Origin of the sequence: Microbacterium psychrotolerans, from assembly GCF_031085295.1 — a bacterium.
GTDB lineage: Bacteria > Actinomycetota > Actinomycetes > Actinomycetales > Microbacteriaceae > Microbacterium > Microbacterium psychrotolerans.
This window is the reverse complement of the sequence record NZ_JAVFWO010000008.1, coordinates 83,586-97,923: the sequence shown is the minus strand read 5'-3', so window position 1 is coordinate 97,923 and position 14,338 is coordinate 83,586. Positions and strand designations below refer to the sequence as shown.

The window sequence follows — 14,338 nt, the reverse complement described above, 5'->3', positions numbered from 1 at the left end:
CCCGAATGGATTGGAAGAATCGGATGCCGATCGCGAGCACGCCCGCATCCCGTGCGGCCGACCAATCCGAATGGAGCTCCGGAGCGAACAACCCGTGACACCTAGGGGGACGCATGGAGCTCGTCATCATCGGTCTGCTCGGCGGACTCATCACGGGGATCTCGCCGTGCATACTGCCGGTGCTGCCGGTCATCTTCCTGACCGGGGGCGCGCAGTCCGCCCGGTTCTCGTCCGACGCCGCCGACGTACCTGCTCCCGCATCGCGGTGGCGGCCGTACCTCGTGATCGCGGGTCTGGTCACGAGCTTCACTCTGGTGACCCTCCTGGGCTCGCTCCTGCTCGGAGCGCTCGGACTCCCGCAGGACGTCCTGCGGTGGGCGGGCATCGCGGTGCTCGTCCTGATCGGGGTCGGGCTTCTCGTGCCGCGGTTCGAGCGGCTGCTCGAGAAGCCGTTCCAGAGGCTTGCCCGCCGCTCGGAGGTGCAGAACGGCGGGAGCGGCTACGGCGTCGGGCTGGCGCTCGGCACTGTGTTCGTACCCTGCGCCGGACCCGTACTGGCGGCCATCATCGTCGCCGGTTCGACCGGCCGCATCGACTTCGGCACCGTGGTCCTGACGCTGTCCTTCACTGTCGGAGTCTGCATCCCGCTGCTCTTCTTCGCCCTCGCAGGCCGCGGGCTCGTGGAGCGCATCCGCGCGTTCCGCACGCACGAGCGCGGCCTGCGGATCGCTGCCGGGGTGGCGATGCTCGCGCTCGCCGTCGGCCTGGTGTTCGATGTGCCGCAGCTGCTGCAGCGGCTCGTGCCCGACTACACCGCCGGCGTCCAGCGTCAGCTCACCGACAACCCCGACGCGCGACGGGCACTCGACCTCGGCGGCCTCGTCACCGACGAGAACCGGGATCTCGACAAGTGCACCAACGGTGCGGCGGAGCTCGAGTCCTGCGGTGCGGCGCCGAGCATCCGAGGAATCGACGAGTGGCTGAACACGCCCGCCGGAGCGCCTGTCGACCTCGCGGATCTTCGCGGGGAGGTTGTGCTGATCGACTTCTGGGCGTACTCGTGCATCAACTGCCAGCGCAGCATCCCGCACGTCGTCGCCTGGGACGACGCGTACCGCGATGCGGGGCTGCGGGTGATCGGCATCCACTCGCCCGAGTACGCGTTCGAGAAGGACGCCGCCAACGTGGCTGCAGGCGCGCGCGACTTCGGCATCACGTACCCGGTGGCCCTGGACAACAGCCTGTCGACCTGGACGAACTACCGGAACCGCTACTGGCCCGCGCACTATCTGATCGACGCCGACGGGACGGTCCGCCACATCGCCTTCGGCGAGGGCAACTACGCCGCGACCGAGATGCTCATCCGCGAGCTGCTGCAGGATGCCGAGCCCGGCGTGACGCTGCCCGATCCGACCGAGGTCGCCGACGACACTCCGGATGCAGGCACCCGCACACGCGAGACGTTCCTGGGGTCGGCGAAGGACGTGAATTACGGAGGTGAGCCCGCGTACCGGGCGGGCGAGGGCGAGTACCGGGTCCCCGACGAGCAGCCGGGGGATTCGTTCGCCTTGGACGGTGCGTGGCGGGTGGAGACGCAGTTCGCCACGCCTTCGGGGGCGGCGGGCGGCGGCATCCGTCTGCAGTTCCATGCCGAGCACGTGCGCATGGTGCTCGCCGGCGAGGGCGAGGTGCGCGTCCGCCTCGACGACGGCCGTGAGCAGACGCTGGCCGTATCCGGAACGCCGCGCTCGTACGCCGCGGCGGAGACGAACGATGCGGCGGCTCACGTGCTCGACGTGGTCGTCTCGCCGGGCGTCGAGGTCTACTCGTTCACGTTCGGCTGACACGGGTGCGAGAAGTCGCGGGGAGGTGACGTAGGGCATGCTGGTGGACATGGTGATCGACGGGATCGACGTGCCGGAGGACGGCACGGAGCCGGTCGACCGCATCGGAGAGCTGCTGCTGCAGGTCGCGGCCGGCGACCAGGCGGCCTTCGCGCGCGTCTACGATCTGCTCTCGCCTCGCGTCTTCGGGCTGATCCTGCGCGTGCTCGTCGACCGGGCGCAGAGCGAAGAGGTGCTGCAGGAGGTGTTCCTCGAGGTGTGGCAATCCGCATCGCGGTTCGCTCCGAACAGAGGTCAGGGAAGATCGTGGGTGCTCACGATCGCTCACCGCCGGGCTGTGGACCGTGTGCGGGCCTCGCAGTCGAGCACGGATCGCGACGTGCGGGCGGGATTCCGAGACCTCGGAGTAGCCCATGACGAGGTGGCGGATCAGGTCGAGCTGCGCATCGAGGGGGAGAGGGTGGCGACCGCGCTGTCGGCGCTGCCGGACGCCCAGAAGGAAGCGCTGACCCTCGCGTATTACGGGGGTTACAGTCAGAGCGAGATCGCGGCACTGGTGGGAGCGCCGCTGGGGACGATCAAGACGAGGATGCGGGACGGCCTGTCCCGCCTGAGAGCAGAGATGGGGGTGACCGCGTGATGAACGAGGAGGAGTTCGCCGAGCTCGCCGCAGGCGCTGCGCTGAACGCGCTGTCGCCCGCCGACCGCGAAGCGTTCGAGGCAGCCCGCCGCCGGCACCCCGAGTGGGAGGAGCTGGTGGACGCGGATGCCGCGACCGCCGCCGCGCTCGCCGACGCCGTCGCCGATGCCGTGCCCCCACTGACGCTGCGCTCGACGCTGCTGTCCCAGATCACCGCGACCCCCCAGCTGCCGGCCATGCCCGCCTCGGCCGCCGCGGTCGCCGAACCGGGCGCCGCGTGGTCCGAGAGCAGCGATCGGCCGGCCCCAGAGCCGCCGCCGCCCACCGCGGTCATCCAGGCCGTCTCCCGGCGCCGCTGGACCCGTGGCATCGTCGCGCTCGCCGCATCGCTGGTGCTGCTCGTCGCCCTCGGGCTCGGCGCAGCCACGATCAACGACTATCTGAACCGGCCGGCCGAGGTCGTCGCGCTTCAGCAGATCGAGGATGCCCCCGACGCGCAGTCGGCCACGGTCGAGGTGACCGACGGAGGCACCGCGACGGCGCACTGGTCGGAATCCCTCGGCAAGGTCGTGCTGGTCTCACAGGGCCTCCCGCAGATCGCCGACGACGAGAGCTTCGAGCTGTGGTTCGTGCGCGACGGGGGTCCTGTCTCGGCGGGCACATTCGACTCCGCCGACGGTGAGGCGACGGCATTGCTCGACGGCGCGATGCAGCCGGGCGACGTCATCGCGGTGACGATCGAGCCGCAGGGCGGGTCGCCCACCGGCGAGCCGTCGACGGATCCGATCGTGGCCATCCCGACGGCCTGAGCCGGGATCGGGGTCGCGGGCAGGCGTCATCCCGGTAGCGTGAAGTCCGTGGTTTCCGCTCCGCAGACGACCCAGACCCTCGCGCACCTGCGCCGCGCGCGCGACCTCATCGACCGCGATTACGCCCAGCCCCTCGACGTGCCGACGATGGCGACCAAGGCCCTGATGTCGCCCGCGCATTTCTCCCGCGAGTTCAAGGCCGCCTACGGCGAGACCCCGTACGCGTACCTCATGACGCGGCGGATCGAGCGCGCCATGGCCCTGCTCCGCGAGGGGGTCTCGGTGACGGATGCCTGCACCGCCGTCGGTGCGACATCGCTCGGCTCTTTCAGCTCGACGTTCTCGGAGATCGTGGGGGAGACCCCGAGCTCGTACCGCTCGCGGCCGCACAACGCCGCCGAGGCCATGCCGCTGTGCGTCGCCAAGATCCTCACGCGGCCGACTCGGTACGTGTGACGCGAAACGGTTCAGTGGGGAGCCTGTGCGCGGCTCGTGAACCGAGCAGGATCGGAGAAGCGCGCGTTCGTGCGGGATCGTAGCGTGGCAGACATGACGAACATCGCGCTGGCCTACAGCCCCATCACCGTCGACGATGTCGACGCCGCCATCCCCTTCTACCGCGACGGTCTCGGCCTCGAGGTCGTCAACGACGTCGCCTACGACGGTCACCGCTGGGTGAGCTTCGGCTTCCCCGGCCAGCCCGGCCTGTCGCTCGTGGTGTCCGATCCGTCGGCGGGCCGTTCGCCCGACGACGGCGAGGCGCTCCAGCGCCTGATCGTGAAGGGGTCCGGTCCCGGACCCTACGTCTTCACGACCAGCGACCTCGACGCGACGTTCGAGAAGCTGCGTGCCTTCGGCGCAGAGGTGCTCCAGGAACCCAAGGAGCAGGGCTGGGGACCGCGCGACTGCGCCTTCCGCGACCCCGCCGGCAACCACATCCGCATCAACCAGGTCTGAGAACCGGGTCATGTGCCTGCCCTGGGCGGCCGCCATGCAGCGCGAGCAGGTGCTCGTGGCGGCGAGTAGCCTGGACGGAATGAGCGATTCGTCCAGGGAGTTCCACAAGCCCGTCCGGCGTCCGGCCGAAGTGTTCGACCGGGCGTTCGCGGCCGAGGACCCGGCTGAGGTCTCGCGCGTCGCGCACACCACCGCGCACGCCCTGCTCGCCAGGGTCCGCGCCGACCCGGACGGCCGCGTCGTCGACCGCCTCGTCTCGTTCACCGACGAGCACGGCATCGACGACCTCGCCGAGCTGTGGTCGCGTTCGCCCGCGAAGACGCTGCCCGGCGCGCTATGGCGGCTGTACCTCGTGCAGCTCATGATCCACGACGATCCGCGCACGGCCGCGCTCCTGTACGAGCGCGGCCGTGCCGAGCTCGCCTCCGTCGACGACGTCGTGGCCGGCGCGCCGTCGCCCGCCGGTCCCGACGAGCTCGTCGCGCTGGTCGACACCATCCTGCGCGGGCTCTTCGAGGGCGACTTCGCCGTGGCCCTCGACCGCGCCGCGGCCTTCTGCCGCGTGCAGGCATCGGGTGCCACGCATCTCGCCGACGACTACGAGACGACCGAGCCCGACCGCGCGTCCGCGTTCACCACTCGGGCTCTGCGCCTGTCGGACTACGGCGCCGACCTGTCGGCCTGCGCCGCCCTCTGGCGCCGTGATGCGCTGACCTGAGATCCGCTGGCCGCCGCAGGGCGTGGGTACGAAAGTGCCGGGCCGCAGAACGCCGCAGTGCGGATTCCGCTGCGCGGCAGAGGCGTTCCCGCTCGATCGGCCGCGCGCATCGCTCAGGTACAAGAGTGCCGGGCCGCAGAACGCCTCTCGGCGCGAGGCCGCTCGCAGCGGCAGAAGATGGAGCCCGGGGTTACTGCGGCCCGGCCGATCCAGTGTAACCGAGACGAGGGGCGTGGCATTCCCGAGAGCTTAGGCTCGGGGGCATGGCACTGCTCTTCGCGCTCGTCATCGACCCGGCGACATCCGACGATCCTCGCTCCGATTTCGCCGATACCTTCCGGGTCATCGACCCGTCGGCGCCGGCGCTGAGCGTCGGCGAGCTGAGCACGCAGCGCGGGGACGGCATCTTCGAGTCGATCGGCGTCGTGGACGGCCACGCGCAGGAGACGCAGGCACACCTCGAGCGGCTCGCGCACTCCGCGCGCATCTGCGACCTGGCGGCCCCGCACCTGGAGCAGTGGCGTCAGGCCGTCGACGCCGCCGCGCAGCACGCGCCGCGCCACGGGGAGGGCGTCATCAAGCTCATCCTGAGCCGCGGAGTCGAACACGGGCCCGCACCGACGGCGTGGGTGACGGTGGCAGCCGCCGCCGACAACACCGCCGTCCGCGAGCACGGCATCCGGGTCGTGACGCTCGATCGCGGCTACGGCATCGACACCCCTGCGAAGGCGCCCTGGCTGCTGCTCGGCGCCAAGACCCTGTCGTACGCGGTCAACATGGCCGCGATCCGCGAAGCGAAGCGCCGTGGCGCCGACGACGCCGTCTTCGTCACGTCGGACGGCTTCGTGCTCGAGGCGCCCACCGCCTCGCTCATCCTGCGCATCGACGGCCGCTTCGTCACGCCCGCGCCGAACGGCGGCATCCTCCACGGCACGACCCAGCTGAGCCTCTTCGCCCACCTCGAGGAGGAGGGCCACGACACCGGCTACGCCACACTGCCGACGAGCGCTCTGACGGACGCGGATGCCGCGTGGCTGGTGTCGAGCGTGCGTCTGGCGGCGCCCATCACCGCGATCGACGGCTCTGTGATGCCGGTGGACGCAGAGCTCACGGCATCCTTCAACCGCTATCTGCTCAGCCCGCGCGACTGACCCGACGACGAAGCCCCCGCCGATCGGCGAGGGCTTCGTGCAGCGATCCTGCGGATCAGCCGAATCGACCCGAGACGTAGTCCTCGGTCGCCTGCACCGACGGAGTCGTGAAGATCGACCGCGTGTCGTTGTACTCGATGAGCTTGCCGGGCTTTCCCGTGCCCGCGATGTTGAAGAAGGCGGTCTTGTCGCTGACGCGTGACGCCTGCTGCATGTTGTGCGTCACGATGACGACCGTGTAGTCGTTCTTGAGCTCGCCGATCAACTCCTCGATCGCGTAGGTCGAGATCGGGTCGAGGGCGGAGCAGGGCTCGTCCATGAGGATCACCTCGGGCGAGACGGCGATGGCGCGGGCGATGCAGAGGCGCTGCTGCTGGCCGCCCGACAGACCCGATCCGGGCTTGTCGAGGCGGTCCTTGACCTCGTTCCACAGGTTCGCGCCGCGGAGCGACTTCTCGACGAGGGCATCCGAGTCGGACTTCGACATCTTCTTGTTGTTGAGCTTGACGCCCGCCAGCACGTTCTCCTTGATCGACATCGTGGGGAACGGGTTGGGGCGCTGGAACACCATGCCGACCTGGCGGCGCACGAGCACCGGGTCGACGTTGGCGCCGTAGAGGTTGTTTCCGTCGAGCAGCACCTCGCCCTCGACGCGCGCGCCGGGGATCACTTCGTGCATGCGGTTGAGCGTGCGCAGGAACGTCGACTTGCCGCAGCCCGACGGGCCGATGAAGGCGGTGACGCTGCGCGGCTCGATGCCGAGCGAGACGCCTTCGACGGCCTTGAAGTCGCCGTAGAAGACGTTGAGGTCGTTGACTTCGATGCTCTTGGACATGGTTCCTGTCAGTGCTTTCGGGTGGAGGCTGCTCAGCGGCCGAGCTTGGGGGAGAACACCTTCGCGACGAGGCGCGCGATGAGGTTGAGGAGCATCACGATGACGATGAGGACCAGGGCGCAGGCCCAGGCGCGGTCGATGTAGGCCTGGGCTGGAATGCCCTGGTTCATGTACTGCGAGTAGGCCATGACCGGCAGGGTCATCATGCGGCCCTGGAAGAGGTTGTAGTTCATCGAGGTCGCGACGCCCGCCGTCAGCAGCAGCGGAGCCGTCTCTCCGATCACGCGGGAGATCGAGAGCATGACGCCCGTGGTGATGCCGGCGAGCGAGGTCGGCAGGACGATCTTCGCGATCGTGCGCCACTTGGGCACGCCGAGCGCGTACGACGCCTCCCGGAGCTCGTTCGGCACGAGGCGCAGCATCTCCTCCGTCGAACGCACGACGACCGGGATCATCAGCACCGAGAGCGCGACCGAGCCCATGATGCCCATCCGGATGCCGGGACCGAGGAACAGGGCGAACAGAGCGTAGGCGAACAGACCGGCGACGATCGACGGGATGCCGGTCATGACGTCGACGAGGAATGTGATGCCGCGGCTCAGGCGTCCGCCGCGGCCGTACTCGACAAGGTAGATGGCGGTGAAGATGCCGATCGGGATCGAGATCACCGCGGCTGCGAGTGTGATGAGGACGGTGCCGACGATCGCGTGGAGCGCGCCGCCGCCTTCGCCCACGACGTTGCGCATCGAGGAGGAGAAGAACTCGGCCGAGATGCCGGCGACGCCGTTGACGACGACCGTGATCGCCACCGAGACCAGCGGGACCATGGCGATGAGGAACGCGATGGTCACGACGCCGGTCACCAGGCGGTCCATGCCCTTGCGGCGACCCTCGACGAGGGACGAGATCGTCGTGATCAGCGCGAGGTACACCAGCGCCGCCACGACCGCCCAGCCGGCGACGTTGAAGCCGTCCCCGGAGCCCATCGCGACGATCGCGAAGAGGATGCCGCTGATGACGAGGCTGCCGACGAGGATGGCCCACGGCGCCCAGAAGGGGAGGTGGCCGCTGGTCAGCCGCGGGGTCTCGCGCACGGGCGCCGACTGCGGAGCCCGGGGAGGAGCGGTCGTCACGGTCATGTCAGTTCGCTCCCGAGAATTCCTTGCGGCGGCTGACGATCCATCGGGCGATGGCGTTGACCGCGAAGGTGACGATGAAGAGGATGAGGCCGGTGGCGATGAGGACGTTGATGTTGACGCCGTACGCCTCGGGGAAGGTCAGGGCGATGTTCGCGGGGATCGTGCCGGGGTTCTCGGCCGTGAACAGCTGGAAGGTCACCATGTTCGCGACTGAGAGCACCATGGCGACCGCCATCGTCTCGCCGAGTGCGCGTCCGAGGCCCAGCATCGAGGCCGAGACGATGCCGCTGCGGCCGAACGGGAAGACGGCCATCTTGATCATCTCCCAGCGCGTGGCGCCGAGCGCGAGCGCGGCCTCCTCGTGGAGCACCGGGGTCTGCAGGAAGATCTCGCGGCAGATGGCGGTGATGATCGGGACGACCATCACCGCGAGGACGATCGCGGCGGTGAAGATGGTGCGGCCGGTGCTGGAGACGGTGCCCGAGAAGAGCGGGAACCATCCCATGTTGGCGTTGAGCCATGCGTAGATCGGCTGAACGGCGGGGGCGAGCACGAGGATGCCCCACAGGCCGAAGACCACCGACGGAACGGCGGCGAGCAGGTCGACGATGTAGCCGAGCCCCTGGGCCAGCCGACGCGGTGCGTAGTGCGAGATGAAGAGGGCGACCGAGACAGCCAGAGGCACCGCCATCAGCAGGGCCAGGAAGGACGCCCATACCGTGCCGAAGGCGAGCGGCCAGACGTACTCCCAGAAGTTCCCCGACAGGATGCTGGCGGTGGCCGACGTGGCGGTGAGACCGGGGACGGACTGGATGAGGAGGAAGATGGCGACGGCGGCCAGCGTGACGAGGATCATCACGCCGGCGCCGAGCGCGGTTCCCGAGAACCAGCGGTCGCCCGGCCGCTGCTTGACCTTGCCCGGCGCGGGGGCGGTCGTCGTGGTCATGGTGTCCTTCTGGATTCGGGATCTCTCAGGGTGATACCCGGCCCGATCGTGACGACCGGGCCGGGTATCGGGGTCTTACTGGGTGACGATCAGGTCGATCGCGGCGTTGACCTGCTCACGCAGCGAGTCCGAGATCGGCGCGCTGCCGGCTGCGGCGGCAGCGGCATCCTGGCCCTCGGCGCTGGCGACGTACTGCAGGTAGCCCTTGACGATGGGCGCCACGGCCGCGTCGGCGTACTCCTGGCACGCGATCATGTAGCTCACGAGCACGATCGGGTAGACGCCCGCGACGTCGGAGGTGCGGTGCAGCTCGATGGCGAGGTCGCCCTCGCCGCGGCCCTCTTCGAACGGCGACTCGTCGACGATGGCGGCGGCCGCCTCCGGCGAGTACTCGACGAACTCGTCGCCGACCTTCACCGCGGCGGTCGAGAGGCCCTCTTCAGCCGCACGCGACGCGTCGGCGTAGCCGATGGTGCCGTTGCCGCCCGCGACGGCGGAGACGACGCCGGAGGTGCCCTGCGCGGCCTCACCGCTGGACAGCGGCCACACGCCGTCAGCCTCGTTCGTCCACACGTCGCCCGCCGCCTGGTAGAGGTAGTCGGTGAAGTTCTCGGTGGTGCCCGAGTCGTCGGCGCGGTGCACCGGCGTCACGGCCAGGTCGGGGAAGGTCACGTCGGGGTTGAGCGCGGCGATCGCCGGGTCGTTCCAGTTCGTGATCGTGCCGGCGAACAGGCCGGCCATGGTCGCCGCGTCGAGGTTGAGCGCGTCGACGCCCTCGACGTTGAAGATCACGGCGATCGGCGAGATGTACGTGGGCAGCTCGATGATGCCGGAGTCCTCGACGCAGCCGTCGAACGGTCCGGCCTCGATCTCCTCGATCTTGAAGGCGCGGTCGGAGCCCGCGAACGGGAACGCTCCGGCCTGGAACGACTCGCGTCCGGCGCCCGAGCCCGACGGGTCGTACGTGATCGTCACGTCGGGGTTGGCGGTCTGGAAGCCGGCGGTCCACGCCTGGACGGCGACCTCCTGAGCCGAAGAACCGCCGCCCGCGATCTCGCCGGAGAGGTTCGACTCGGGTGCGTCGGTGGTCTCGCCCGAGGGGGTCTCGTTGGAGGCGCAGCCTGCGAGGGCGAGGGCCGCGATTGCGGCGACAGCGCCCACCTGGGCGATGCGAGAGATCTTCACTGTGTGAATCCTTCACGTGTCAGGGAAAGAGGCCCGGGAAGGCCTTCGGGTTCGAACCCGGTGCGGGGTTCGTTCTGAAACGTAGGCTCGGACTCTTAAGAGAGTGCGCTGCGCGGGTGAACGGAAGGTGAACGGGATGCCGACATCCATGCGTCGGCATCGACACCGTCGCCCCTCCGTCCGCGGAATTCCGCGGCACCCGGTGGCTGTTGTTCACGCACCCGGCTGAGGCGCGAATCAGACCTTGGGGATGTGGGTCTCGATGGCGACGATGCCCGAGCCGGGATTGTCCACCGACATGTGAACGACCGAGAAGGCTGCCGGCTCGAGCGCCGAGGCGCTGCCGAGGTACGACCCGCGCAGTGTCCCGGTCGCGAGTGCGAGCTCACTGAGGATGTCGGGCAGCACCGGCCCATGACTGCACAGCACGGAGGGCTTGCGGGCGCGGACGCGTTCGCCGACGACGGTGCGCGCGTCGGACTTGCCTTCCTCCCACGCGTCCTGACCGATCAGCTTGGTGGTGTCGATCTTGCGGCCGAGTGCGGCCGACAGCGGCGCGACGGTCTTGACGCAGCGCACCGCGGGGCTCGACACGATCTTGCGGACGCCGAACGCGACCAGGGGACCGACGATCGAGTTCGCCTGCTTGCGGCCGCGCGCCGCCAGCGGACGCGCGGCATCACTGCCGTCCCACTCCTCGCGGCCGACGGCTTTGGCGTGACGCAGGGCGACGATGGGGAAGGTGCGCAGCACGCCCTCGTCGATCAGCCGGATGAAGTACTCCAGGATCTCGGCGTCGACGGGATAGCTGAGCCGGCGGAGGGCCTTCTTCGGCGAGACCCATTCGATCGCGGCGATCTCCTTGTTCGGGACGAACGCGGAGGCCCGGATCGCCGGCTCCGTCGCCTCTGCCGCCCAGTAGTGCACGATCTTGGTGCGCTTGCTGGGCAGCCGATAGCGCGAGACGCCGACGGGCACGCCCAGGGCGACGCGGATGCCGGTCTCTTCGTGGATCTCGCGGACGGCCGTCTCGGCGAGCATCTCGCCGGGATCGACCTTGCCCTTGGGCAGCGTCACATCGCGATACTTCGTGCGGTGGATCAGGAGCACGCGCAGCTTGCCATCGACGACACGCCAGACGACGCCCCCGGCCGCGTAGACGGCCGTCTCGGTCATCGCACCGCCCGTGCCCGCCGGCGGCGCTGCACGTTGGTCATGGTCCGATCCTGGAGGTCCAGAAGCAGCTTGCCGTCCTCGCCGACGTTGTGGCGCACCCATTCGCCGTCGGGTCCCAGATGCCACGAGCTGGTGGTGTCGCTCATCGACAGGGTGAAGAGGTCGTTGAGCTCCTTGATATGGGCGGGTGTCGACACGCGCACGAGCGCCTCGACCCGGCGGTCGAGGTTGCGGTGCATCATGTCGGCGCTGCCGATGTAGACCACAGGGTCGCCGTCGTTGTGGAAGGCGAAGATGCGCGAGTGCTCCAGGTAGCGGCCGAGGATCGAGCGGACCGTGATGTTCTCGCTCATGCCCTCGACGCCCGGCTTCAGCGCGCAGATGCCGCGCACCCACACCTCGACCTTCACGCCGGCCTGGCTGGCGCGGTAGAGGGCGTCGATGATCTGCTCGTCGACCATGGAGTTGACTTTGATGCGCACGCTCGCGGGCTTGCCGGCGAGCGCGTTGCGGCGCTCCTTCTCGATGAGCCGCAGCAGCCCCTTGCGAAGGTGGAGGGGCGCGACCAGGAGGCGCTTGAACTTCTTCTCGATCGCGTAGCCGCTCAGCTCGTTGAAGAGGCGGGTGAGGTCGCGACCCACGACGTCGTCGGCCGTGAAGAGTCCGAAGTCCTCGTACACGCGGCTGGTCTTGGGGTTGTAGTTGCCGGTGCCGACGTGGCTGTAGCTGCGCAGCACGCCGTTCTCCTCGCGGATCACGAGCGCCAGCTTGCAGTGGGTCTTCAGGCCCACCAGGCCGTACACGACGTGCACCCCAGCCTTCTCGAGCTTGCGCGCCCAGACGATGTTGTTCGCCTCGTCGAAGCGCGCCTTGATCTCGACGAGCGCCAGCACCTGCTTGCCGGCCTCGGCGGCGTCGATGAGCGCCTCCACGATGGGGCTGTCACCCGACGTGCGGTAGAGGGTCTGCTTGATGGCGAGGACGTGCGGATCCTTCGCCGCCTGCTCCAGGAAGGCCTGCACGCTGGTCGCGAAGGACTCGTACGGGTGGTGCACGAGCACGTCGCCCTTGCGGATGGACGCGAAGATGTCGGGCCGCTCGTTGTTGTCGCCGGGCTGGAAGGCGAGCGCGGTCGTCGGCAGGTGCGGCGTGAAGCGCAGGTCGGGGCGATCGATGCGCAGATCGAAGAGGCCGCGCAGGTCGAGCGGACCGGGGAGGCGGTAGACCTCCTGCTCGGTGACGTCGAGCTCTTTGACGAGGAGGTCGAGCGTCACGTCGTCCATGTCGTCGGTGATCTCGAGCCGGATCGGCGGGCCGAAGCGGCGTCGCAGCAGCTCCGCTTCGAGCGCCTGGATGAGGTTCTCGGTCTCGTCCTCCTCGATCGCGACGTCCTCGTTGCGCGTGAGGCGGAACGCGTGGTGGTCCAGCACCTCCATGCCCGGGAACAGGTCGTCGAGGTGGTTCGAGATGAGGTCCTCGAGCGGCAGGTAGCGCACCGTGCCCGCAGCCGCCGGAAGCTCGACGAACCGGGGGAGCATCGGCGGCACCTTCAGGCGCGCGAACTCCTGACGGCCGGTGCGGGCGCTTCTGATGCGGATCGCGAGGTTCAGCGACAGCCCCGAGATGTACGGGAACGGGTGGGCCGGGTCGACAGCGAGCGGCATCAGGACGGGGAAGACCTGCGCCTGGAAGTAGTCGTACAGCCGAGCCCGCTCGTCCTCGTCGAGCGTGTCGTACGAGACGATCTGGATACCGGCGTCGGCGAGTGCCGGCTTGACGAGCGACGTCCACGCCTCGGCGTGACGCAGCTGCAGGCGGCGGACCTCCGCCGAGATGTCGGCGAGCACGTCGGCGGGGGAGCGGCCGATGTTCGTGGGAAGCGCCAGACCGGTGACGATGCGGCGCTTGAGCCCCGCGACGCGCACCATGAAGAACTCGTCGAGGTTGTTCGCGAAGATCGCGAGGAAGTTCGCGCGCTCCAGCGTCGGCAGGTTCGGATCCTCGGCGAGTTCGAGCACGCGCTGGTTGAAGGCGAGCCAGCTGAGCTCGCGGTCCAGGTAGCGATGGTCGGGAAGCTGCGAGTCGAAGACCTCCGAGAGGTCGAAGTCGTCGTCGTCCGCATCGCCCAGGCCGGCGTCGAGCACCTCGGGTTCGATCATCCCCTCATCATTGCAGGGTCACGTGACGAGAGTGTGAACGGGGTGACGGATGCCGCGGGTCGAGCCCCGTCGCGCTTTACGCCTGAGTGCGCTCGCGCGGTGCGGGCTCGGGCTCGTCCTCGTACACGTTGAAGCGGTAGCCCACGTTGCGGACGGTGCCGATGAGCTGCTCCATGTCGCCGAGCTTGGCGCGCAGACGCCGGACGTGCACGTCCACCGTGCGGGTGCCGCCGAAGTAGTCGTAGCCCCAGACCTCGCTCAGCAGCTGCTCACGCGTGAACACCCGCGACGGGTGCGTGGCGAAGAAGTGCAGGAGCTGGAACTCCTTGTAGGTGAGGTCGAGCGGCCGGCCGTGCACCTTCGCGGAGTAAGAGGACTCGTCGATCGTGATACCCGACGTCTGGATGCGGGTCGACACCTGCTCGGCCGACTGGCGTCCGACCGCCAGCCGGATGCGCGCATCCACCTCGGCAGGGCCGGCGGTGAAGAGGATCACGTCGTCGACGCCCCAGTCCGGCGAGACCGCGGTGAGACCGCCCTCCGTGACGATCAGCAGGAGCGGGGCGTCCAGACCCGTCGTGTTGAGGATCTTGCACAGCGACTTCGCCCCGACGAGATCCACACGGGCGTCGACGAAGATGATGTCGGCGCTCGGCGCGTTGACCAGCTGGGCAGGCTCGGCGGGGATCAGGCGCACGCGGTGGCTCAGCAGCTCGAGCGAGGGCAGCACGGGACCGCCTCCGTGAGTGGAACTGAGAACCAGGAGCTGTGCCAATGGA

14 protein-coding genes are annotated in these 14,338 nt (G+C 69.1%); 7 read left to right on the top strand and 7 right to left on the bottom strand.

Annotated elements, in window-relative coordinates; genetic code table 11:
* Positions 1 to 113: 113 nt before the first annotated feature.
* From Q9R08_RS19935 to Q9R08_RS19905, 7 genes are all read left to right on the top strand, one after another.
* Positions 114 to 1,844: a cytochrome c biogenesis protein DipZ gene (locus Q9R08_RS19935; protein WP_308869940.1), complete on the top strand. Its 1,731-nt coding sequence runs from the start codon at positions 114 to 116 to the stop codon at positions 1,842 to 1,844.
* A 37-nt stretch (positions 1,845 to 1,881) separates the two neighbouring features.
* Positions 1,882 to 2,484: an ECF RNA polymerase sigma factor SigK gene (gene sigK / locus Q9R08_RS19930; protein WP_308869938.1), complete on the top strand. Its 603-nt coding sequence runs from the start codon at positions 1,882 to 1,884 to the stop codon at positions 2,482 to 2,484.
* The gene (locus tag Q9R08_RS19925) at positions 2,484 to 3,293 is read left to right on the top strand and encodes an anti-sigma factor (protein WP_308869993.1); all 810 of its coding nucleotides are present in this window, start codon (positions 2,484 to 2,486) and stop codon (positions 3,291 to 3,293) included. The genes sigK and Q9R08_RS19925 overlap by 1 nt, the downstream gene beginning before the upstream one ends.
* A 48-nt stretch (positions 3,294 to 3,341) precedes the next feature.
* Complete coding sequence (locus tag Q9R08_RS19920; protein ID WP_308869936.1) at positions 3,342 to 3,749, top strand: helix-turn-helix domain-containing protein; 408 nt, start codon at positions 3,342 to 3,344, stop codon at positions 3,747 to 3,749.
* 93 nt (positions 3,750 to 3,842) lie between these two features.
* Positions 3,843 to 4,250, top strand: coding sequence for a VOC family protein (locus tag Q9R08_RS19915; protein WP_308869935.1), 408 nt, complete (start codon positions 3,843 to 3,845; stop codon positions 4,248 to 4,250).
* 79 nt (positions 4,251 to 4,329) lie between these two features.
* On the top strand, positions 4,330 to 4,968 hold the full coding sequence (locus Q9R08_RS19910) for a DNA-directed RNA polymerase subunit beta (RefSeq protein ID WP_308869934.1): 639 nt from the start codon (positions 4,330 to 4,332) through the stop codon (positions 4,966 to 4,968).
* 263 nt (positions 4,969 to 5,231) lie between these two features.
* Positions 5,232 to 6,119, top strand: coding sequence for an aminodeoxychorismate lyase (locus Q9R08_RS19905; protein WP_308869932.1), 888 nt, complete (start codon positions 5,232 to 5,234; stop codon positions 6,117 to 6,119).
* A gap of 55 nt (positions 6,120 to 6,174) precedes the next feature.
* Here Q9R08_RS19905 and pstB read toward each other — a convergent pair whose 3' ends face one another.
* The 7 genes from pstB to Q9R08_RS19870 form a co-directional block, all read right to left on the bottom strand.
* Positions 6,175 to 6,954, bottom strand: coding sequence for a phosphate ABC transporter ATP-binding protein PstB (gene pstB / locus Q9R08_RS19900; protein ID WP_308869931.1), 780 nt, complete (start codon positions 6,952 to 6,954; stop codon positions 6,175 to 6,177).
* A 32-nt stretch (positions 6,955 to 6,986) separates the two neighbouring features.
* Complete coding sequence (gene pstA, locus Q9R08_RS19895; RefSeq protein ID WP_308869930.1) at positions 6,987 to 8,093, bottom strand: phosphate ABC transporter permease PstA; 1,107 nt, start codon at positions 8,091 to 8,093, stop codon at positions 6,987 to 6,989.
* 1 nt (position 8,094) lies between these two features.
* Complete coding sequence (gene pstC / locus Q9R08_RS19890) at positions 8,095 to 9,039, bottom strand: phosphate ABC transporter permease subunit PstC (protein ID WP_308869929.1); 945 nt, start codon at positions 9,037 to 9,039, stop codon at positions 8,095 to 8,097.
* Between the two features lie 75 nt (positions 9,040 to 9,114).
* Positions 9,115 to 10,224 carry a phosphate ABC transporter substrate-binding protein PstS gene (gene pstS, locus Q9R08_RS19885; RefSeq protein ID WP_308869928.1) on the bottom strand — a complete coding sequence of 370 codons (1,110 nt, stop codon included), beginning with the start codon at positions 10,222 to 10,224 and terminating at the stop codon, positions 9,115 to 9,117.
* A gap of 237 nt (positions 10,225 to 10,461) precedes the next feature.
* Complete coding sequence (locus Q9R08_RS19880) at positions 10,462 to 11,400, bottom strand: NUDIX hydrolase (protein ID WP_308869926.1); 939 nt, start codon at positions 11,398 to 11,400, stop codon at positions 10,462 to 10,464.
* Positions 11,397 to 13,559: an RNA degradosome polyphosphate kinase gene (locus Q9R08_RS19875; RefSeq protein WP_308869925.1), complete on the bottom strand. Its 2,163-nt coding sequence runs from the start codon at positions 13,557 to 13,559 to the stop codon at positions 11,397 to 11,399. Before Q9R08_RS19875 ends, Q9R08_RS19880 begins: the two co-directional genes overlap by 4 nt.
* Before the next feature lie 76 nt (positions 13,560 to 13,635).
* Positions 13,636 to 14,334, bottom strand: a complete 699-nt coding sequence (locus tag Q9R08_RS19870) for a response regulator transcription factor (protein WP_308869924.1) — start codon at positions 14,332 to 14,334, stop codon at positions 13,636 to 13,638.
* Between the last annotated feature and the right edge of the window lie 4 nt (positions 14,335 to 14,338).